17 protein-coding genes are annotated in these 21,966 nt (G+C 64.4%); all 17 read right to left on the bottom strand.

Features of this window, described 5'->3' with window-relative positions; translation table 11 throughout:
• Positions 1–73: 73 nt before the first annotated feature.
• The 17 genes from nuoN to nirB all read right to left on the bottom strand — a co-directional run bounded on the left by nuoN (position 74) and on the right by nirB (position 21,560).
• A complete protein-coding gene (gene nuoN / locus U8L64_RS08945; protein WP_333396269.1) occupies positions 74–1,543 on the bottom strand; it encodes an NADH-quinone oxidoreductase subunit NuoN in 1,470 nt (489 codons plus the stop codon).
• Positions 1,544–1,550: 7 nt separating this feature from the next.
• Positions 1,551–3,080, bottom strand: a complete 1,530-nt coding sequence (gene nuoM / locus U8L64_RS08950; RefSeq protein WP_333396272.1) for an NADH-quinone oxidoreductase subunit M — start codon at positions 3,078–3,080, stop codon at positions 1,551–1,553.
• 21 nt (positions 3,081–3,101) lie between these two features.
• Entirely contained in the window at positions 3,102–4,946 is a 1,845-nt protein-coding gene (nuoL, locus tag U8L64_RS08955; protein WP_333396276.1) for an NADH-quinone oxidoreductase subunit L, read from the bottom strand.
• Entirely contained in the window at positions 4,943–5,251 is a 309-nt protein-coding gene (gene nuoK, locus U8L64_RS08960; protein WP_008570159.1) for an NADH-quinone oxidoreductase subunit NuoK, read from the bottom strand. The genes nuoL and nuoK overlap by 4 nt, the downstream gene beginning before the upstream one ends.
• Before the next feature lie 3 nt (positions 5,252–5,254).
• The gene (gene nuoJ / locus U8L64_RS08965; protein WP_043297076.1) at positions 5,255–5,755 is read right to left on the bottom strand and encodes an NADH-quinone oxidoreductase subunit J; all 501 of its coding nucleotides are present in this window, start codon (positions 5,753–5,755) and stop codon (positions 5,255–5,257) included.
• A gap of 78 nt (positions 5,756–5,833) precedes the next feature.
• Complete coding sequence (gene nuoI / locus U8L64_RS08970) at positions 5,834–6,382, bottom strand: NADH-quinone oxidoreductase subunit NuoI (RefSeq protein WP_003289595.1); 549 nt, start codon at positions 6,380–6,382, stop codon at positions 5,834–5,836.
• Between the two features lie 11 nt (positions 6,383–6,393).
• Entirely contained in the window at positions 6,394–7,386 is a 993-nt protein-coding gene (gene nuoH, locus U8L64_RS08975; protein WP_008570156.1) for an NADH-quinone oxidoreductase subunit NuoH, read from the bottom strand.
• Entirely contained in the window at positions 7,383–10,112 is a 2,730-nt protein-coding gene (nuoG, locus tag U8L64_RS08980) for an NADH-quinone oxidoreductase subunit NuoG (protein ID WP_333396290.1), read from the bottom strand. Before nuoG ends, nuoH begins: the two co-directional genes overlap by 4 nt.
• A gap of 128 nt (positions 10,113–10,240) precedes the next feature.
• Positions 10,241–11,593: an NADH-quinone oxidoreductase subunit NuoF gene (nuoF, locus tag U8L64_RS08985; protein ID WP_043297074.1), complete on the bottom strand. Its 1,353-nt coding sequence runs from the start codon at positions 11,591–11,593 to the stop codon at positions 10,241–10,243.
• Positions 11,590–12,084 (bottom strand): NADH-quinone oxidoreductase subunit NuoE, encoded by a 495-nt coding sequence (gene nuoE, locus U8L64_RS08990; RefSeq protein ID WP_043297073.1) that lies wholly within the window; start codon positions 12,082–12,084, stop codon positions 11,590–11,592. The genes nuoF and nuoE overlap by 4 nt, the downstream gene beginning before the upstream one ends.
• A 1-nt stretch (position 12,085) precedes the next feature.
• Positions 12,086–13,867: an NADH-quinone oxidoreductase subunit C/D gene (nuoC, locus tag U8L64_RS08995; RefSeq protein WP_054093176.1), complete on the bottom strand. Its 1,782-nt coding sequence runs from the start codon at positions 13,865–13,867 to the stop codon at positions 12,086–12,088.
• 70 nt (positions 13,868–13,937) lie between these two features.
• Positions 13,938–14,612 (bottom strand): NuoB/complex I 20 kDa subunit family protein, encoded by a 675-nt coding sequence (locus tag U8L64_RS09000; RefSeq protein ID WP_043297070.1) that lies wholly within the window; start codon positions 14,610–14,612, stop codon positions 13,938–13,940.
• A 10-nt stretch (positions 14,613–14,622) separates the two neighbouring features.
• Positions 14,623–15,030: an NADH-quinone oxidoreductase subunit A gene (locus tag U8L64_RS09005; RefSeq protein ID WP_003289584.1), complete on the bottom strand. Its 408-nt coding sequence runs from the start codon at positions 15,028–15,030 to the stop codon at positions 14,623–14,625.
• A gap of 159 nt (positions 15,031–15,189) precedes the next feature.
• Positions 15,190–15,966: a uroporphyrinogen-III C-methyltransferase gene (gene cobA / locus U8L64_RS09010; protein ID WP_333396299.1), complete on the bottom strand. Its 777-nt coding sequence runs from the start codon at positions 15,964–15,966 to the stop codon at positions 15,190–15,192.
• Between the two features lie 25 nt (positions 15,967–15,991).
• Positions 15,992–18,697, bottom strand: a complete 2,706-nt coding sequence (locus U8L64_RS09015) for a nitrate reductase (protein ID WP_333396302.1) — start codon at positions 18,695–18,697, stop codon at positions 15,992–15,994.
• Between the two features lie 44 nt (positions 18,698–18,741).
• Entirely contained in the window at positions 18,742–19,071 is a 330-nt protein-coding gene (gene nirD / locus U8L64_RS09020) for a nitrite reductase small subunit NirD (protein WP_138300052.1), read from the bottom strand.
• A 23-nt stretch (positions 19,072–19,094) separates the two neighbouring features.
• A complete protein-coding gene (nirB, locus tag U8L64_RS09025) occupies positions 19,095–21,560 on the bottom strand; it encodes a nitrite reductase large subunit NirB (RefSeq protein WP_333396305.1) in 2,466 nt (821 codons plus the stop codon).
• Between the last annotated feature and the right edge of the window lie 406 nt (positions 21,561–21,966).

Consider the following 21,966-nt stretch of genomic DNA (forward strand, 5'->3'; position numbering starts at 1 on the left):
CAGTGCATGATGTTGGAGTCCGAAAACAGAAACGCCCCGAGTAATCGGGGCGTTTCGTTATCTGGTGCTGTGCTCAGAGCGTAGCGAAGATCGCATGCTGAGCCAGTTCCAGCAGTGGCTGCGGGTAGACACCGAGGAGGAAGGCGAGGGCGGCGACGGCCAGCAGCATGATGCCACCGGCTTGCTGACCCCAGTTGAGCGGTGCGTCGTGACGGCGTATGCCGGGCTCGACCAGATACAGCGTCACCATCACGCGCAGGTAGTAGTACAGGCCGATCGCGCTGCCGATGATCAAGCTGCCCAGCAACCACCACTGCTGCGATTGCACGCCAGCGGCGATCACGTAGAACTTGCCGATGAAGCCCGCCGTCATCGGAATGCCGGCCAGCGACAGCATCATCACGGTCAGCACCGCAGTCAGGTACGGCCGGCGCCAGAACAGGCCGCGGTACTCGTACAGAGCATCGGCATCGCGACCCTGGAACGGGCTGGACATCAGCGTGATCACACCGAACGCGCCGAGACTGGTCAGTATGTAGGTCGCCAGGTAAACGCCGACTGCCTCGACAGCAAGGCCGTCGCTGGCGATCAGCGCCACCAGCAGATAGCCGAAGTGGGCGATGGACGAGTAACCGAGCAGGCGCTTGAGGTTGCTCTGATTCAGCGCCAGCAGGTTGCCGATCAGGATCGAGGCGATGGCGATCAGCGTCAGGCCATCGTTCAGCCAGCCGCCACTGGTTGCTGGCGACAGCTGGTAGAGGCGCAGCAGCACAGCGAACACGGCGAGTTTGCTGGCAGTGGCGAGGAATGCGGAAACCGGTGCCGGAGCGCCCTCGTAGACATCCGGCGTCCACAGATGGAAGGGCACCAGCGAAAGCTTGAAGCCCAGCCCGACCAGCATCATGCCAATGCCGGCCTGCACCAGAACGCTCGACTGCTGCGCCGCCAGGCTGGCGCCGATGCCGGCGAAGCTCAGGCTACCGGACTCGGCGTACAGCAGCGCCATGCCGAACAGCAGGAACGCGCTGCCGGCGGCCGACAGCACCATGTACTTGATGCCGGCTTCCAGCGAACGCTTGTTGAAGAAGGCGTAGGCGACCAACCCGTAGACCGGCACCGAAAGCAGCTCCAGGCCGATGAACAGGCCGGCCAGATGCTGGCTGGACACGAGCACCTGACCGCCGAGGGCCGACAGCACCATCAGCAGATAGAGTTCCTCGCGATTGCCCGGGAAGCCCTGGCCGCCGGGCTTCTCGCCCAGATAGGCATGCGCCAGGGTGACGCAGGCCAGCGTGGCCAGCAGCAGCAGCGCCATGTGGAAGTAGGCGAAGCGGTCCAGCTGCAGCAGCTGGGTAACCTCCAGCGGCGCTACCTGCAACGCTGGCGCAATCGACAGCAGCGCAAGAACCAACCCGGCTGCGGTAAGCATGTAGGTCAGGCCATGGTTGCGGCGCCACGCAATCGCCAGCATCACCACCACGGCGGTGGCACTGACGATGAGCAACGGCAGCAGGGCGATGAAGTGTTGTTGAGTGAATTCCATAGCGCGACTACCGGACCGAAGCGAGTTGGGAGAAAGCGGTACTGAACCACTGCTGTACGCCACTCATTGTGGCCAGCGAGGTGTCGAATACCGGCTGCGGATAGACCCCGAGCAGCACCAGCAGCGCTGCCAGCAGCAGGATCATGCCGACCTCGCGCGCGTCCAGCCCGCGCAGGCTGCCCTCGGCCTTGACCGGACCGAAATGCGCGCGATGGATCATCGCCAGCGAATACACCGAGGAGAGCACCAGACCGAAGGTGGCGATCACCACGATCCACGGCCACTGGCCGAAGGCGCCAAACAGCACCACGAACTCGCCGACGAAGTTGCCGGTACCGGGAAGGCCCAGCGAGGCGGCGGCGAAGAACAGGCTCAGCGCCGGCAGCCACGGCAGGCGCGACCATAGACCGCCCATCTCACGCATGTCACGGGTATGCAGGCGCTCATAGAGCTGACCACAGAGGATGAACAGCGCAGCAGCCGACAGGCCGTGGGCGATCATCAACACCACCGCGCCCTGCAGCGCCAGCTCGCTGCCCGAATAGATGCCGATAAGCACGAAACCCATGTGCGAGATGCTGGAGTAGGCAACCAGACGCTTGATGTCGGTCTGGCCGAACGACAGCAGAGCGCCGTAGAAGATGCCAATCAGGCCGAGCGTCATGGCGATCGGCGCGAAGTCCGCCGAAGCCTCGGGGAACAGTGGCAGGGCGAAGCGGATCATGCCGTAGGCGGCAGTCTTCAGCAGGATGCCAGCCAGGTCCACGGAACCTGCGGTGGGTGCCTGGGCATGGGCAGCCGGCAACCAGGCGTGCAGCGGCACGATCGGGAACTTCACCGCGAAGGCGATGAAGAAACCGAGCATCAACAGGAACTCGATCTTCGGATCGAGCTCGGCGTTGAGCAGCAGGGCGTAATCGAAGGTCAGTACACCGGTGTTGTGGTAATTCACCAGCACCAGCCCGAGGATCGCCACCAGCATGATCAGGCCGCTGGCCTGGGTATAGATGAAGAACTTGGTCGCCGCGTTGATCCGCGAACGCTTGCCTTCGGAGCTGTGACCCCAGAGTGCGATGAGGAAGTACATCGGCACCAGCATCATTTCCCAGAAGAAGAAGAACAGGAACAAGTCCAGCGAGAGAAACACGCCGACCACGCCGCCGAGGATCCACATCAGGTTGAGGTGGAAGAAGCCGACGTGGCGCTGGATCTCCTTCCACGAGCAGAGCACCGACAGCACACCGAGCAGGCCGGTGAGCAGCACCATCAGCAACGACAGACCATCGAGCGCCAAGTGCAGGTTGATGCCGAAGCGCTCGATCCAGACGTGCTTGAACTCCAGCGCCCAGGTCGAGCCGGCATCAGGTGCCGGCGCCAGACTGTAATCGCCGTTGCTCCAGAGCCAGAGGCCCAGGCCGAACAGCAGCGTCATGGTGAACAGGGCGATCCAGCGTGGCAGGGTTTGGTCGAAGCGTTCGACCAGCCAGCAGAGCAAGCCGCCGATGAAGGGAATCAGGATTAGCCAGGGCAGAATCACGATTTCGAGTCCTTGGGCAATTCAGAGCAGGATGATGCCGAGCAGCAGCACGGCTCCGCCGACGATGGACAGGGCATACCAGCGCAACTGGCCGGTTTCGCTGCGGCTCAGGGCGGCGTGGCTGCCACGGGCGGTGTGCGGCACCAGACCGATGGTGGCGTCGATGGGGTCACGGGCGAGCAAGCGGCACAGCCACAGGTAGGGCTGCACGAAAAGCTTGTCGTAGACCCAGTCGAAGCCCCACGCGGCAAACCACCAGGCGCTCAGCAGGCGCCCCGGTGCGCTCTGGGCGATGGACGTGACCAGCACTCGCTTGCCGAGGAACAGCACTGCGGCGAGCAGGATGCCGGCGATTGCAATGGCGCCAGACACCAGCTCCAGGCTGTGTTTGGCTTCGCCACCGGCATGCCCGACGCTCTCAGGCAGCACGCCGGCCAGCGGCGGGGTGATCAGCGCACCGACCACCGTGGAAAGCACGATCAGCACCGCCAGCGGCAGGTTGTGGGCGAGGCCACTTCCGGCATGCGCCTCGGTCTGCGGCTTGCCGTGGAAGGCAATGAAGATCAGTCGGAAGGTATACAGCGAAGTCAGGAAAGCGCCGGCCAGACCGGCATAGAGCAGCCTGTTGTGCCCGCTGGCAAAGGCTTCCCAGAGGATTTCGTCCTTGGAGTAGAAGCCCGCGGTGATCAGCGGCAGCGCGGCCAGCGCGGCGCCGCCGACGATGAAACTGGCGTAGGCCAGCGGCAGCTTCTTCCACAGGCCACCCATGCGGAAGATGTTCTGCTCGTGGTGGCAGGCGTGGATAACCGAGCCGGACGCGAGGAACAGCAGGGCCTTGAAGAAGGCGTGCGTCATCAGGTGGAAGATCGCTGCGTCCCACGCACCGACGCCGAGGGCAAGGAACATGTAGCCGATCTGGCTCATGGTCGAGTAGGCCAGGATGCGCTTGATGTCGGTCTGCACCAGTGCGGCGAAGCCGGCCAGCACCAGCGTCACGCCGCCGACGATGCCGACCAGCTCGTGCACGTCAGGCGCCAGCAGGAACAGACCATGGGTACGGGCGATCAGGTAGACGCCGGCGGTGACCATGGTGGCGGCGTGGATCAGCGCGGACACCGGCGTCGGGCCCGCCATCGCATCGGCCAGCCAAGTCTGCAGCGGCAGTTGTGCCGACTTGCCCACTGCGCCGCCGAGCAGCGCCAGGGTGGCCAGGGTGATCCACAGATCGCCCTCGGCGAACTTCTGCGGCGCCAGCGTCAGCAGATCCTGGATGTTCAGCGTGCCGAGCTGGACGAACAGGATGAACAGGCCGAAGGCCATCAGCACGTCGCCCACGCGGGTGACGATGAAGGCCTTGAGCGCCGCGTTGCCGTTCTTGCGCTCCTTGAAGTAGAAGCCGATCAGCAGGTAGGAGCACAACCCCACGCCTTCCCAGCCGAAGTACAGCAGCAGCAGGTTGTCGCCCAACACCAGCAGCAGCATGCTGAAGATGAACAGGTTGGTGTAGGCGAAGAAGCGCGAGTAGCCCTCTTCACCCCGCATGTACCAGCTGGCGAACAGGTGGATCAGGAAGCCCACGCCAGTGACCACACCGAGCATGGTCAGCGACAGGCCGTCCAGATGCAGGCCGAAGGATGCCTGCAGGTTGGCGACGTCCAGCCACTGCCATAGCTGCAGGGTGAAGACCCCTTCGGCCGGCGGCGTGGTGTTGAACTGCCAGATGATCCAGGCGCTGGTCAGCGCGCTGAGCCCCACCGAGCCGACGCCGATGGTCGCAGCAAGGTTCTCGGAAATCCGTCCGCGGGAAAAAGCGAGCAGGAAGTAGCCGAGCAGCGGAAAAACGAAGGTCAGGAATAGAAGATTCATCCGTGCATCTCGCTTGCGGCATCGACATCGAGGGTATTGAAGCGGCGGTATAGCTGCAGCAGGATCGCCAGGCCGATGGCGGCTTCAGCCGCCGCCAGGGTGATCACCAGGATGAACATGATCTGCCCGTCCGCCTGTGCCCAGCGGCTACCGGCGACGACGAAGGCCAGGCCTGCAGCGTTCATCATGATTTCCAGGCTCATCAGCATGAACAGGATGTTGCGCCGAACCATCAGACCGACCAGCCCGAGGCAGAAGAGGATCGCGGCGACTGCCAGCCCGTGTTCGAGAGGAATGCTTTGCATGAATTACTCCTTCGCCTCATGGCGGCCCAGGTGGTAGGCCGCGATCAGCGCCGCGAGCAGCAGCAGCGAGGCCAGTTCGACCGCCAGCAGGTAGGGCCCGAACAGCGATACGCCTACTTCCTTGGGACCAACGCTGGTGAGCGCCAGCGGTGCATTGCTCGGTTCGGCGAACAGCGCCCAAAGCAGTTGCAGCAGCAGCACACCGGCCAGCAGCGACGGGCCGATCCAGATCCGTGGTGTCAGCCAGGCTCGCTCCTGCTGGGCAATGGCCGGGCCGAGGTTGAGCATCATCACCACGAAGACGAACAGCACCATGATCGCGCCGGCGTAGACGATGATTTCCAGCGCACCGGCAAACGGCGCGCCGAGACTGAAGAAGCACATGGCGACCGCCAGCAGCGAGACGACCAGGTAGAGCAGGGCGTGAACCGGATTCGTGCCGGTGACCACCCGCAGGGTGGACACCACCGCGACACCGGCGGAGAAGTAGAACGCGAATTCCATGACGTCAGGTCCTCGAAACTGTGGCGTCGCTCGCCCATGAGGCGAGCGGGCGGAAGGAGCGGGGGCGCGGCGATACGGTCACGGCAGCAACCCCTTGACGTTGATCGGTTCGGCTTCGCACTGCGCGGCGCCTTTCGGCTTGCCGGCGATGGCCAGGCCGGAAACGCGGTAGAAGTTGTAGTCCGGGTTCTTGCCGGGCCCGGAGATCAGCAGGTCTTCCTTCTCGTAGACCAGGTCCTGGCGCTTGTACTCGCCCATCTCGAAATCCGGAGTGAGCTGGATTGCGGTGGTCGGGCAGGCCTCCTCGCACAGGCCGCAGAAAATGCAGCGCGAGAAGTTGATGCGGAAGAATTCCGGATACCAGCGACCATCTTCGGTCTCGGCCTTCTGCAGCGAGATGCAGCCTACCGGGCAGGCCACCGCACAGAGGTTGCAGGCCACGCAGCGCTCTTCGCCGTCGGGGTCGCGGGTAAGTACGATGCGGCCGCGATAGCGCGGTGGCAGGTAGACCGGCTCTTCGGGGTATTGCAGTGTGTCGCGCTTGCGGAAGGCATGGCTGAACACCATCACCAGGCTGCGCAACTGGGTGTAGGTGCCGTGGAGCACCTCGCCAATGTACTTGAACATGAATTTTCTCCTTACTGCGCGGCCAGCACGAGCGCGCCGGTCACCAGCAGGTTGAGCAGCGTCAGCGGCAGGCAAAACTTCCAGCCGAAAGCCATTACCTGGTCGTAGCGTGGCCGGGGCAGGGACGCTCGCAGCAGGATGAAGAGCATGATGAAGAAGCCGGTCTTGAGCGCGAACCAGAAGAACGACAGCCACGGCAGGGTATCGAGGAACGGACCGTGCCAGCCGCCGAAGAACAGCGTGGTCAGCAGCGCCGAGATGGTCACAATGCCGATGTACTCACCGACGAAGAACATGCCCCATTTCATGCCGGCATATTCGACGTGATAGCCGTCGGCCAATTCCTGCTCGGCTTCTGGCTGGTCGAACGGGTGACGGTGGGTGACCGCGACACCGGCGATGAAGAAGGTCGCGAAGCCGAGAATCTGCGGGATGACGAACCAGAGGTTCTGCTGCTGGTACTCGACGATGTCGCGCATGTTGAACGAGCCGACCTGGGCGACGATGCCCATCAGCGACAGGCCCAAGAACACTTCGTAGGACACCGTCTGTGCCGAAGCGCGCAGGGCGCCGAGCAGGGCGAACTTGTTGTTGCTGGCCCAGCCGGCGAACAGCACCGCATAGACCGTGAGGCCCGCCATCGCGAAGAAGAACAGCAGGCCGATGTTCAGGTCGGCCACACCCCAGGTTGGTGTCACTGGCACGATGGCGAAGGCGATCAGCAGCGAGCCCATCGCCACCACTGGCGCCAGGGTGAAGATCGGCTTGTCGACGAAGGGCGGTGTCCAGTCCTCCTTGAAGAACATCTTCAGCATGTCGGCGGCGAGCTGGAACAGGCCGTAGGGGCCGACCCGGTTCGGACCGTAGCGATCCTGCCAGAGACCGAGCAGACGGCGCTCAACGAAGCTCAGCAGCGCACCGGCCACCACCACCACCAGCATGATGACGAGGGACTTGAGCACCTGGATGATCACGTCGATGATTTCGGGAGTCAGCCAGCTCATTGCGCAGCCTCCTGCAGATTGCTGACGATCGCGCCCGCGAACGCTGCCGGCACGCCGGGCAGGCCGACCGGCAGCCCGACCAGCCCGACCGCCAGGTCTTCAACGATACGCAGCGGCAGGTGCAGCTCATGTCCGTTCACCAGCAGGGCCAAGCGCACACCGTCGTTGACGCCCAGACGTGCGGCTTCGGCTTCGTTCAACGCCACATACGGTTGCGGAATACGCGTCTGGATCGGCGCGGCCAGTGACGAGGTTTCGTCGCTGCCGAACAGGTGATACAGCGGCACGGCCTGCCAATGTCCCGGTTGCGGGGCGAAGGCGGCGGTCGGCGCGAACCAGGTCAGCGTGGTACCGCGCGATTCGAGCAGACGTACGCCCGGATCGCCGGCGCGTAGATGGCCGCCGACCTCGTCCTGGAATTTGTTCCAGGCCTGCGGCGAGTTCCAGCCCGGTGACCAGGCGAAGGCAATCTGCTGACGTGCCTCGGCAGAACCGGAATAGCCCTCCATGGAGAAGGCGAAAGGCGAGTCGACGTCCTGCGGCTGGCGCGGCTCGTGCACGCTGATATCGGCGCGCATCGCCGTGCGACCGCTGTAGCGCAGCGGCTCACGGGCCATCTTCAGACCTTTGATGCGGAACTCGGCCTTCGGGGCCGCGTCACGAATCGCGGCCAGCACCGGATGGCTGGAGGCACAGGCTTCGGTTGCCTGATCGAGGCGGGTCCAGTCCACCGGGCGATGCTCGCGGGTCGACTGCAGTGCATGCAGCCAGCGCCAGCCTTCGCGGATCAGGATGCTGCTGTCGTAGTAGCTCGGCTCGAAGACCTGGAAGAAGCGCTGGGCGCGGCCTTCCTGGCTGACCAGGGTGCCGTCGCCCTCGGCGAAACTGGCGACCGGTAACAACAGATCGGCGCGCGCGGCGGTCTCGGTGTGCTGGTGGTCGGCGACGATCAGCACGTGCGCGGCATCCAGCGCAGCGTCCACGTCAGCGCGTGCGGCGCGGCGGTACAGGTCGTTTTCCAGCACCAGTACGGCATCGGCCTGGCCACTGCGCAGTGCCTGCAGCGCGGCGTCCACCGACTTGTCGGCGCGCTCGTCGGCCAGCAGCAGCGCCATGCCCAGGCTGTTGGCCTCGGCAGCCACCAGGCTGATCGAGGCGTTCTTCTCGCGGTTCTTCAGCGCCTGGGCGATGTTCGCGGCCGCCTTGAGCACGGCTTCGGAGCCGAGCGACGCGCCGGAGATGATCAGCGGGCGCTTGCCAGCGAGCAGGGCGTCGGCGATGCGCTGTGCCAGTTGTGTGGCATCGGCTTCCAGTCCGGCAACCGCCGGTGCGCTGGGGTCAATGGCATGTGCGACGGCGAAGCCCAGTCGGGCCAGGTCGTCGGGCGCAGCCTGCACGCTTTCGGCGGCGACGTCGTCCAGGCGAGTCTCGCTGACGCAGGCGATGAACAGCGGGCTCAGCGCGCGTTGGGCGACATTCTGCACGGCGGCCTGGTGCCACTCCGGAATCTTCGCCGCGGCGGCAATTTCGGTGGCCTTGCCCTTGACGGCCTGACGCAGTGACAGCGCCAGACGCGGAGCCGTCTGGGTCAGGTCCTCGCCGAGGACGAAGATGGCGTCGTGCTCTTCGATCTCGCGCATCGACGGCGTCGGCAGCGGGCCGTTCTGCAGCAGTTCCCGGATCAGCTGCAGGTTGTGCAGCTCCTGGGCGGCGATGCCGGAATAGAAGTTGTCCGCGCCGACCAATTCGCGCAACGCGTGGTTGCTTTCCAGGCTGGCGCGCGGCGAACCGATGCCGATCAGCCGACGACCGGCAAGCAGCGCAGCGGCCTTGTCCAGTGCGGCGTCCACGCCCAGCTGGACCTGTCCGGCGCGCAACAGCGGCTGGCGCGGACGGTCCTTGCGGTTCACGTAGCCGTAACCGAAGCGGCCGCGATCGCAGAGGAAGTAATGGTTGACCGCGCCGTTGAAGCGGTTTTCGATGCGGCGAATCTCGCCGTAGCGCTCACCGGGGCTGACGTTACAACCGGCCGAGCACTGCTGGCAGATGCTTGGTGCGAACTGCATGTCCCACTTGCGGTTGTAGCGCTCGGAGTGGGTCTTGTCGGTGAACACGCCGGTGGGACAGACCTCGACGAGGTTGCCGGAGAACTCGCTCTCGAGCACGCCGTCCTCGACGCGGCCGAAGTAGACGTTGTCATGCGCGCCGAACACGCCGAGGTCTTCGCCGCCGGCATAGTCCTTGTAGTAGCGCACGCAGCGATAGCAGGCGATGCAACGGTTCATCTCGTGAGCTATGAACGGACCGAGTTCCTGATTCTGGTGTGTACGCTTTGTGAAACGGTAGCGGCGCTTGTTATGGCCGGTCATCACCGTCATATCCTGCAGATGACAGTGACCGCCTTCCTCGCACACCGGGCAGTCGTGCGGGTGGTTGATCATCAGCCACTCCACGACGCTGGCACGGAAAGCTTTGGCTTCCTCGTCGTCGATGGAGATCCAGGTCTTGTCGGTGGCCGGGGTCATGCAGGACATGACCAGGCGGCCGCGGGTATCGTTTTCGTCGCTGTACTGCTTGACCGCGCATTGGCGGCAAGCACCGACGCTGCCCAGCGCCGGGTGCCAGCAGAAGTAGGGGATGTCGAGTCCGAGGGACAGACAGGCCTGCAACAGGTTGTCCGCACCGTCGACCTCGTAGGCTTTGCCGTCTACGTGGATCGTGGCCATTTCTAGGTCTTCTCATCCGCTTGCGCGGGTCAGGCTAATAGGAAATCTGCTTCTGAGGCGGAGCGCTGAGGCTGACGGGCTGAATGCGCCTCGCGTCGAGCCTTTCGCGCCCTGCGTCGTTCAATTCTCTATGCCGGCTGCGTAGGCGCCTTCGCCTCTTGCGCGACGCCTGCTTCGAACTCATGTCGGAAATACTTCACCGCGCTGCCCAACGGCTCCACCGCGCCTGGCGCGTGGGCGCAGAAGGTGCGGCCCGGGCCGAGGAAGTCGACCAGTTGCAGCAGCGTATCGATGTCCTGGCGACTCCCCTGGCCGCGCTCGAGCGCGCGCAGAATCTTCACGCTCCACGGCAGGCCGTCGCGGCATGGCGTGCACCAGCCGCAGGATTCGCGGGCGAAGAACTCTTCCATGTTGCGCAGCAGCGAGACCATGTTGACGGTGTCGTCCACCGCCAGCGCCAGGCCAGTGCCCATCCGCGTGCCGACCTTGGCGATACCGCCGGCATACATCTGCGCCTCGAGATGCTCGGGCAGCAGGAAGCCGGTGCCGGCGCCGCCGGGCTGCCAGCACTTGAGACGGTAGCCGTCGCGCATGCCGCCGGCGTAGTCCTCGAACAACTCGCGGGCGCTGACGCCGAAGGGCAGTTCCCAGATGCCGGGATGCTTGACCTTGCCCGAGAAGCCCATGAGCTTGCTGCCCATGTCTTCGCTGCCCGGCCGCGCCAGGCCTTTGTACCAGTCCACGCCGTTGCCGATGATCGCCGGCACGTTGCACAGCGTTTCGACGTTGTTCACGCAGGTCGGCTTGCCCCAGACGCCGACGGCGGCAGGGAAGGGCGGTTTGGCGCGCGGGTTGGCGCGGCGGCCTTCGAGGGAGTTGATCAATGCGGTTTCTTCACCGCAGATGTAGCGTCCGGCACCGGTGTGTACGAACAGCTCGAAATCGAAGCCGGAACCAAGAATGTTCTTGCCGAGCAGGCCGGCGGCCTTGGCTTCCTCGATGGCGCGGTTGAGGTTGTGCGCCGCATCGACGTACTCGCCGCGCAGGAAGATGTAGCCGCGGTAGGCCTTGAGCGCCCGGGCACTGATCAGCATGCCCTCGACCAGAAGGTGCGGCAGCTGCTCCATGAGCAGGCGGTCCTTCCAGGTGTTGGGTTCCATCTCGTCGGCATTGCACAGCAGGTAGCGGATGTTCTGCGCTTCGTCTGCCGGCATCAGGCCCCACTTGACACCGGTTGGGAAGCCGGCGCCGCCGCGCCCCTTGAGTCCGGAGTCCTTCACCGTTTGCACGATGTCGGCCTGGGCCATTTCGGCCAGCGCCTTGCGCGCGGCAGCGTAGCCGTTCTTCTGCTGGTACTCGTCGAGCCAGACCGGCTGACCGTCGTCGCGCAGGCGCCAGGTCAGCGGGTGGGTTTCCTCGTTGCGCGCCACGCGGTTGGCCGGGCCGAGGGAGGCGAGCGTTTTCGTCGTGCTGCGCGTCATGGATAGGCCTCCAGCAGGGCGGCGATGCCTTCGCTGCGCACATCGCCGAAGGTGTCATCGTCGATCATCAGTGCCGGCGCCTTGTCGCAATTGCCCAGGCAGCATACCGGGATAAGGGTAAAACGGCCGTCGGCGGTGGTCTGGCCCGGTGCGATGCCTAGCTGACGCTGCAGTGCCTCGAGGATCGATTCGTGGCCACCGATGAAGCAGGTCATGCTGTCGCAGACACGGATGATGTGGCGGCCCACCGGCTGACGAAAGATCTGGCTGTAGAAGGTGGCTACGCCCTCGACATCGCTGGCGGGAATGCCGAGCAACTCGCCGATGGCATCGGCAGCCCCGTCCGGCACCCAGCCGCGGGCCTTCTGCACGATCTTCAGGGCTTCGATGGACGCCGCGCGCGGGTCTTCGTAGTGGTGCATCTCATGCTCGATGGCCGAGCGCTCGGCTGCGCTGAGGGCGAAACGGTCAGTCTGGATAAGCGTGCTCATATCAGCGGTCCACGTCGGCCATGACGAAATCGATACTGCCCAGATAGGCGATGAGGTCCGCGACCATGCTGCCGCGGATCACGGCCGGAATCTGCTGCAGGTGCGGGAAGCTCGGCGTGCGAATGCGCGTGCGATAGCTCATGGTGCTGCCGTCGCTGGTCAAGTAGTAGCTGTTGATGCCCTTGGTCGCCTCGATCATCTGGAAGCTCTCGTTGGCCGGCATCACTGGCCCCCACGATACCTGCAGGAAGTGCGTGATCATGGTTTCGATGTGCTGCAGCGTGCGTTCCTTCGGCGGTGGCGTAGTCAGCGGGTGATCGGCTTTGTACGGACCTTCGGGCATGTGTTTCAGGCATTGCTCGATGATGCGCAGGCTTTCGCGCATCTCCCCCATCTTCACCAGGCAGCGGTCGTAGGCATCGCCGTTAACCGCCAGCGGCACCTCGAACTCGAAGTGCTGGTAGCCGGAATAGGGGCGCGCCTTGCGGATGTCGAAGTCGCAGCCGGTGGCGCGCAGCCCCGCACCAGTGGTGCCCCATTCCAGGGCCTCCTTGGTGTTGTAGGCGGCCACGCCTTTGGTGCGGCCGATCAGAATGCTGTTCTTCAGCGCGGCCTTTTCGTACTCCGCCAGCCGTTTGGGCATCCAGTCGAGGAACTCGCGTACCAGCTTGTCCCAACCGCGCGGCAGATCGTGCGCTACTCCGCCGATGCGATACCAGGCCGGGTGCATACGGAAACCGGTGATGGCCTCGATCACCTGGTAGGCGCGCTGACGATCGGTGAAGGTGAAGAACACCGGCGTCATGGCGCCGACGTCCTGAATATAGGTGCCCAGGTAGAGCAGATGGTTCTGGATGCGGAAGAACTCCGCCATCATCACGCGGATGAAGTCCACGCGGTCCGGCACCTTGATGCCGGCGAGCTTCTCCACCGCTAGCACGTAGGGCAGGTTGTTCATCACCCCGCCGAGGTAGTCGATACGGTCCGTATAGGGAATGAAGCTGTGCCAGCTCTGGCGCTCGGCCATCTTCTCGGCGCCGCGATGGTGGTAACCGATCTCCGGTACGCAATCGATGATTTCCTCGCCATCGAGTTGCAGGATGATGCGGAACGCGCCGTGCGCCGAGGGGTGGTTCGGGCCGAGGTTGAGGAACATGTAGTCCTCGTGCGGCCCACTGCGCTTCATGCCCCAGTCTTCGGGTTTGAAGCGCAGGGCCTCCTGTTCCAGATCCTGCTTGGCTGCGGTCAGGCTGTAGGGATCGAACTCGGTCGCGCGCGCCGGGTAGTCCTTGCGCAGCGGATGGCCTTCCCAGGTCGGCGGCATGAGCATGCGCGCAAGATGAGGATGTCCGGTGAAGTCGATGCCATACATGTCCCAGACTTCGCGCTCGTACCAGTTGGCATTCGGCCAGACGCCGGTAGCCGTCGGCAGGCAGAGGTCCTTCTCCGACAATGCGACCTTGATCATCACATCGCTGTTACGCTCCAGCGACATCAGATGATAGAAGACGCTGAAATCCGCGGCGGGCAGCCCCTGGCGCTGGGTGCGCAGGCGCTCGTCGACACCATGCAGGTCGTAGAGCATCACGTAGGGTTTGCGCACCTGGCGCAGGAAGCTCAGCACCTCGATCAGGCGCTCGCGTGGCACCCAGAGGACCGGCATGCCGGTGCGGGTGGGCTGCACGGTAAAGAGGTCGGCGCCAAAGCGCGCATTCAGTTCGACGACGATATCCTGGTCGTCAGCCTTGTAGGGCGGGATGTACAGAGCGCTGTCTGCAGTCATGATCTCGGTCGCTTTCGGTCAACGTTGGGGTGCGAGCAGACCTTCCCGTGAGGGGAAGGCGGAAGCTGGATCACACGTCGTCGGGGCTGCGCAGGTTGGTTACCTGGATACGCTGTTCGCGTCGCTGTTCTTTCTGCGAAGGCATTTCGGCACGGTAGATGCCTTGGTCGCCAACGACCCAGGACAGCGGGCGGCGCTCCTTGCCGATGGATTCCTGCAGCAATTGCAAGCCTTGCAGGAATGCCTCAGGACGGGGCGGGCAGCCGGGTATGTAGACGTCCACGGGGAGGAACTTGTCGACCCCCTGAACGACCGAGTAGATGTCGTACATACCACCGGAATTGGCGCACGAGCCCATCGAGATGACCCACTTGGGCTCGAGCATTTGTTCGTAGAGACGCTGGATGATCGGCGCCATCTTGATGAAGCAGGTGCCGGCAATGACCATGAAATCGGCCTGGCGCGGTGATGCGCGAATCACTTCGGCGCCGAACCGGGCGATGTCATGTGGAGCGGTGAAGGCAGTCGTCATCTCCACGTAGCAGCAGGATAGACCGAAGTTGTACGGCCACAGGGAGTTCTTGCGTCCCCAGTTGACCGCATTGCTCAGTACGTCTTCCAGCTTGCCCATGTAGATGTTGCGATGGACTTGTCCTTCTAGAGGGTCGGCAACAGTCTCCTGCTGACCGATCGGATAGCGGTCATTGACCGCATCCGGATCGATCCGGGTAAGTTTGTATTGCATGTGAAGAGCCTCATTGTTTTAGCTTCGCCTGTCGCTCGCGACGGCTCGCGGGTGCCCAATCGAGCGCCCCGACCCGCCAAAGGTAGACAAGACCTGCCAACAGAATTGCTATGAATACGGTAGCTTCAATGAGGCCCGCCCAGCCGCTTTCGCGCACTGAAACGGCCCAGGCAAAGAGATAGAGGGCTTCAACGTCGAAGATCACGAAGAGCATCGCGACCAGATAGAATTTTGCGGAGAGTCGCAGACGGGCGCTGCCAGTAGGGACGATGCCAGATTCGAAGGGTTCGTTCTTGGCACGGCCCCAGGCTTTGCTGCCCAGCAGGCTGGAGGCGCCGAGCATGAAGGCACAAAGCGCTATGACGCCAAGAAGAAATACCGCGAAGCCCCAGTTGTGGGACAGAGCTACATCAGGCATGCCGGGCCCCTTTAACGGAACGGCTTGAATAAGTCCAGCTTGCGACAGCGACCATGCGTCGCAACTCCTAATGGCCGGGCATTCTATGCGTCCGCTAAAATTAAGTACATGTTTCTGTATGAAACTTATTGAAGTTTTCTCTGGGTTTAATTGATTTCATCAATTTGCGCAGCGCAGTTTGGCGTCATCCGCGGCGGGCTGTCCGGGGCGCGTGTCAGCTTCGTCCACGCTTCTTGCTGCGACTTCGCCGATCACCAGAATCGCCGGGCTCTTCAGCTCGAAGGCGTGGGCGTCGCGACACATGCCGGCGAGATTGGAGCGGCACTCGCGCTGCTGGGGCAGCGAGGCGTTCTCGATCATGGCCACTGGCGTGCTGGCATTCATCCCGCCTTCCAGCAGCCCGGCCTGCACCTGTTCCAGCTTGCTCACGCCCATGTACACCACCAGCGTGGTGCCGCTTTTGGCCAGCGCCTGCCATTCGAGGCTGCTGTCATCCTGGGTGTGCGCGGTGACCAATGTTACACCACGCGCTACGCCGCGCTGGGTCAGCGAGATGCCGCATTGCGTGGCGCCGGCCAGGCCGGCGGTGATGCCGTTGACCAGCTCGACCTCGATGCCGCGCGCCGCCAGCCATTCGGTCTCCTCGCCGCCACGGCCGAAGATGCACGGATCGCCACCCTTGAGGCGCACTACACACTTGCCCTGACGGGCGTAGCGCAGCATCAGCCGGTGGATGAAGGCCTGCGGCGTCGAGCGGCAGCCGCCGCGCTTGCCCACCGGGATGATGCGAGCGTTCGGGCAGTGTTCGAGCACGGCGGGGTTGACCAGGTCATCGATCATCACCACCTGTGCCTCGCCCAGCGCGCGCACGGCCTTGAGGGTCAGCAGCTCCGGGTCGCCAGGGCCGGCGCCTACCAGCCAGACTTTTGCGCTCATGGGGTAATCCTCGTCTTGGTTGGTATCAGAGAAGTGCGCGTTCCGGCTGGTGGGCCAGCAGGCGCTTGAGTTCGGGCACGCAGGAGCCGCAGCTGGTGCCACAGCCGAGTTCCTGCTTGAGGCCGGCCAGATCGAGCCCGCGCTCGATGCCAGCGCAGATCGCGCTCTGGCTGACGTTCAGGCAGTTGCACAGCGTGCGGTCGGTTCCGACCTTGGCATTGCCCGGTGGCGCACTGAGCGGCGCCAGCAGCCAGCGGCGCAGTTCGGCGTCCGCACTGCCGCTTTCCCAGAGCCCGCGCAGCCACTGCCGGGCGGCGGTTTCGCCGGCCAGGCGCAGGGCGCCGATGCGACCGTCCTCGATGCGTACGCGCTTGCCAACTGCACGACGCGGGTCGTCATAGGCCAGCACCGGGCCGTCGTCGAGGCCGAGCAGGCGGTCGATGGCATCCAGTTCGGCAGCGGTTGGCGCCACGTCCCGGGCGGCGCGGATCAGTAATGCCGAACGCTCGCGACCACCGAGGCTGAAGCTGGCGTAGTCGAACGTTTCGAACAATGGCCGCAGCGCCTCGAAGCGTCGCTGCACATCGCCTTCAACCAGCGCGAAGAATTGCCAGGGCAGTTCGACTCGTTCGACTTCGATGCCGGCGTGCTTGAGTTCAGGCTGCTTCGACAAAGGGTCGACGCTGGCCAGGGTCAGGACGTTGCTACCCAGCCCCTTGAGAAAGCGATCGCCCCAGTGCATCGGCAGGAACGCCTGGCCGGCGCGCAGGCTGTCGTCCTTCTGCACCGGCAGGATCAGGCTGCCGCGCCGGCTCTTCACCTGTACCAGCTGGCCGTCCAGCAGGCGCCGGCGACGCATGTCCTCGGCATTCATGCAGAGCAGTGCTTCCTCGACATGGCCGAACAGCCGCGCCGCGGTGCCGGTGCGGCTCATGCCGTGCCACTGATCACGCAGCCGGCCGGTATTGAGCGTCAGCGGATAGCGCGCCTCGCGCTTTTCCTTCGGCGCCTGGTACTGCTCGGCGACAAAGCGCGCGCGGCCATTGGCAGTGGGAAACACACCGTCACCATACAGCCGCGCGGTGCCCTGTTCGCTGCCTGGCGGAAACGGCCATTGCTGCGGACCGAGGGTGTCGATCAGTGCGTAGCTCAGGCCGCTGTAGTCCAGATCGCGGGCGGCGGTGAGCGGCTTGTACTCCTCGAACAGCGCTTCGGCATTCTCGAACGCGAACAGGCTCGGCTTGCCGGGACGCAGGCGACGTTCCAGCCGTCGGGCGAAATCGCAGGTGATCGCCCAGTCCGCACGGGCTTCGCCGGGCGCCGGCACGGCGCGACGTACATGGCTGATGCGGCGCTCGGAGTTGGTCACCGTGCCTTCCTTCTCGCCCCAGCTCGCGGCCGGCAGCAGCAGGTCGGCGTGGCGGCAGGTTTCGGTGGTGAAGAAGGCTTCCTGCACCACGACGAAGGGGCAGGCGGCCAGCGCCTCATGGACATTCTGCTGGTTCGGCAGCGACTGCGCCGGGTTGGTACAGGCTATCCACAGCGCCTTGATCTTGCCTGCACGCACCGCCTCGAACAGCTCGATGGCGGGCAACCCAGGCTGTTCGGGCAGTTGCTCGACACCCCAGTAGCCCGCCACTTCAGCGCGGTGTTCGGCGTTGGCCGCGTCGCGGTGACCGGGCAGCAGGTTGGACAGACTGCCGGTTTCGCGGCCGCCCATGGCATTCGGTTGGCCGGTGAGCGAGAAGGGCCCGGCGCCCGGCTTGCCGATCTGTCCGGTGGCCAGGTGCAGGTTGATCAGCGCGCTGTTCTTCGCGCTGCCGGCGGTTGACTGATTCAGCCCCATGCACCACAGGGAGAGGAAGGCCGGAGCGCTTCCGATCAGCCGTGCGCAGGTTTGCAGATCATCTACCGAGATGCCGCAGAGGTCGGCGACCATCGCCGGGGTGTAGTCGCGCACCAGGCTTTTCAGCGCATCGAAGCCCTCGGTATGCGCATCGATGAAGCGGCGGTCGATCCAGCCTTCCCACATGAGAATATGCAGCAGGCCGTGGAACAGCGCGACATCGGTGCCGGGCAGGATCGGTAGGTGCAGATCGGCCAGTTCGCTGGTGTCGGTGCGCCGCGGGTCGATGACGATGATGGTCATCTCCGGCCGCTTCGCCTTGGCCTCTTCCAGACGGCGAAACAACACCGGATGCGCGTAGGCCATGTTGCTGCCGGCGATCAGCAGGCAGTCGGCCAGCTCGATGTCCTCGTAGGAGCAGGGTGGGGCGTCGGCGCCCAGGCTGCGCTTGTAGCCGACCACCGCCGAGGACATGCACAGCCGCGAGTTGGAATCCAGGTTGTTGGTACCGACCAGGGCGCGGGCCAGTTTGTTGAAGGCGTAGTAGTCCTCGGTCAGCAGCTGGCCGGAGACATAGAAGGCGACACTGTCCGGCCCGTGTTCGCGGATGGTCTCGGCGAATACGCTGGCCGCATGCTCCAGCGCGCTGTCCCAGTCGGTGCGACCGCGGGCCAGGCCCTTGCCCAGACGCAGCTCAGGGTAGAGCGCGCGGGCGCCCAGGTCGCCGGTCAGGTGCAGGGTCGAGCCCTTGCTGCACAGCTTGCCGAGGTTGGCCGGATGGCCGGGGTCGCCGGCTACGTCGAGGATGCGTTCGCCGTCGTGCTCGATCAGCACGCCACAGCCGACTCCGCAGTAGCAGCAGGTCGAGGCGGTTGTCATACGCATGGCGTCGTCTCCTGGGGAAAAGGTGCTGGTCAACTGCGGTGTGTTCAGGCCGCGCATTCCTTGCGCGGGTTCAGCGAAAGCTGCACGCGCCCGTTCTCGACGCGCGCTTCGTGGCGATGGGCGCAGCCGACGTCCGGGGCCAAGGCCTCGCCGCTGGCCAGATCGATCTGCCAGTTGTGCAGCGGGCAGGCGACCTGTTTGCCGTAGACGATCCCCTGCGACAGCGGCCCGCCCTTGTGCGGGCAGCGATCGTCGAGGGCGAAGACCTGATCGTCCGCGGTGCGGAATATCGCAATGTCACCCTTGGGGCCGGCGACGATGCGCGAGCCGAGCGGGTTGATCTCATCCAGTGCGCAGATATCGAGCCAGTTCATGCGGTGTCCCTCCAGGTCGGTGCTCAGGCGTTTTCCAGCTGCTTGACGGCGATGCGGTCGAATTCCTTCTTCAGCTGCGGCTTGGAAAGCTGCTCCTGCCACGGGTCCTGCTCGAAGGAAAGCGAGAACAGCAGCCGCTGGTGCAGCGCCTTGCGCCGCTCGGCATCGTTCAGCACGGCCTGTTTGATGTGATCCATGCCGACGCGCTGCAGGTAGTGCACGGTGCGTTCGAGGTAGAAGGCTTCCTCGCGGTAGAGCTGGAGGAACGCCAGGCTGTATTCCATGACCTCCTCGGCGCTCTTCACCTTGACGAAGAACTCGCCGGCCTCGGTCTTGATGCCGCCGTTGCCGCCGATGTACAGCTCCCAGCCGGAGTCCACACCGATGATGCCGACGTCCTTGATGCCGGATTCGGCGCAATTGCGCGGGCAGCCGGAGACGGCCAGCTTGACCTTGTGCGGCGACCACATGTTGAACAGCGCGTGTTCCAGGTCGATGCCCATCTGCGTCGAGTTCTGCGTGCCGAAGCGGCAGAACTCGCTGCCGACGCAGGTCTTCACGGTGCGGATGGATTTGCCGTAGGCGTGGCCGGAGGGCATGTCCAGATCTTTCCAGACGCCCGGCAGGTCTTCCTTGCGGATGCCCAGCAGGTCAATGCGCTGGCCGCCGGTGACCTTGACCATCGGCACCTGATACTTGTCCGCCACATCGGCGATGCGTCGCAGCTCGGCGGCATTGGTGACGCCACCCCACATCCGCGGCACCACGGAGTAGGTGCCGTCCTTCTGGATGTTGGCGTGGGCGCGCTCGTTGATGAAACGTGACTGCGGGTCGTCCTTGGCCTCGCCCGGCCAGGTGGAGATCAGGTAGTAGTTCAGCGCCGGGCGGCAGGTGGCGCAGCCGTTCGGCGTGCGCCATTCCATGAAGACCATGGCCGCCGGGATGCTGATCAGGTGGTGCTCGCGAATGGCCTTGCGCACCTGACCATGGTTGAGGTCGCTGCAGCCGCAGATGGCCTTCTCGCTCTTCGGCTTGACGTCGGCCGCGCCGCCCACGGTATTGATCAGAATCTGCTCGACCAGGCCGGCACAGGAGCCGCAGGAACTGGCGGCCTTGGTGTGCTTCTTCACCTCGTCCACCGAGAACAGCCCGTGCTCCTGGATCGCCTTGACGATGGTGCCCTTGCACACCCCGTTGCAGCCGCAGACCTCCATGTCGTCAGGCATCGACATGGCCTTGCTCTGGCCCTGGTGGCCGGCGTCGCCGATGGCGCCCTCGCCTAAGCCGGCCGCACCGAACATCAGGTGGTCGCGAATCTGCGCGACGTTCTGGCCCTCGCGCACCTGGCGGAAGTACCAGCCGCCATCGGCGGTGTCGCCGTAGAGGCAGGCACCGACCAGCACGTCGTCCTTGATCACCAGTTTCTTGTAGATGCCGCCGATGGGGTCGGAGAGGGTGATGGTCTCTGTGCCTTCGCCGCCGATGAAATCGCCGGCCGAGAACAGGTCGATGCCGGTAACCTTGAGCTTGGTCGAAGTCACCGAGCCGAGATAGCGGGAGAAGCCGAGCATGGCCAGGTGGTTGGCGCAGACCTTGGCCTGTTCGAACAGCGGGGCGACCAGGCCATAGGCGGTGCCGCGATGATTGGCGCATTCGCCGACGGCGTAGATGCGCGGGTCATAGGTTTGCAGGGTGTCGTTGACCAGGATGCCGCGGTTGCATGGGATGCCGGCCTGTTCGGCCAGTTCGCTGTTGGGGCGGATGCCGGCGGCCATCACCACCAGGTCGGCGGGAATCACCTCGCCATCGGCGAAGCGTACGGCCTCGACGCGGCCTTCGTCGTTGCCGATCAGCTCGGCTGTCTGCTTGGGCAGCAGGAACTTCAGGCCGCGGCTTTCCAGGGCGCTTTGCAGCAAGGTGCCGGCGGTCTTGTCCAACTGGCGCTCCATCAGCCAGTCGCCGATATGCACCACGGTGACGTCCATGCCGCGCAGCTTGAGGCCGTTGGCCGCTTCCAGGCCGAGCAGGCCGCCACCGATGACCACCGCGTGTTTGTGGGTCTTGGCGGTTTCCATCATCACCTGGGTGTCGGCGATGTCGCGGTAGCCGATCACACCCTGCAGATCCTTGCCGGGAATCGGCAGGATGAACGGATTGGAACCGGTGGCGATGAGCAGGCGGTCGTATTCGGCCTCACTGCCGTCATCGGCGATGACCCGGCGTTTGACGCGATCGATCTTCACCACCTTGCGCTTGAGCATCAGGCGGATGTCGTTCTCGGCGTACCAGTCCAGGTCGTTGAGCACGATCTCTTCGAACTGCTGTTCGCCGGCCAGCACGGGGGAGAGCAGGATGCGGTTGTAGTTGGGATGCGGCTCGGCGCCGAACACCGTGATGTCGTAGAGCTCGTTGGTGAGCTTGAGCAGTTCCTCAAGGGTTCGCACGCCGGCCATGCCGTTGCCGATCATCACCAGTTTGAGTTTCTTCATGCCCGTTCTCCGTGCCAGATGACGTCTGCCGCCCGGCCTGCTGGAATTTTTCAACAACAAAAAAGGCGTCCCACCGGTTCTCCGGTAAGGACGCCTTTGTCCGTGTCCCGCTCAGTCGGGAAGCCAGGCGCTCGTCGTTGAGGGCTGGCGCTATGTTCGTTGGTGTTGGGCATTGCAGATGTCATGCCAATACCGTTGCGACCGGTAAAACGCCGGTGACGGTGGGCGCGAGAGGGCGCTGTGCGGCCGCCGCGCGCACCATGGCGAGGCCTGGGTGCGCGCTGCTGGTGCGCCCTTGTTGCGGCGGAGCACCGATTGACAGGCGCGCAACCGCTTGCATAAAGTCGTACCCATGCGCCGATTTAGTCAGCTACTTGCGGGGCGCCGGGAACCGAGAGGTTTCGAA

Source organism: Pseudomonas sp. FIP_A4 (assembly GCF_036701605.1).
GTDB classification, from domain to species: domain Bacteria; phylum Pseudomonadota; class Gammaproteobacteria; order Pseudomonadales; family Pseudomonadaceae; genus Stutzerimonas; species Stutzerimonas phenolilytica.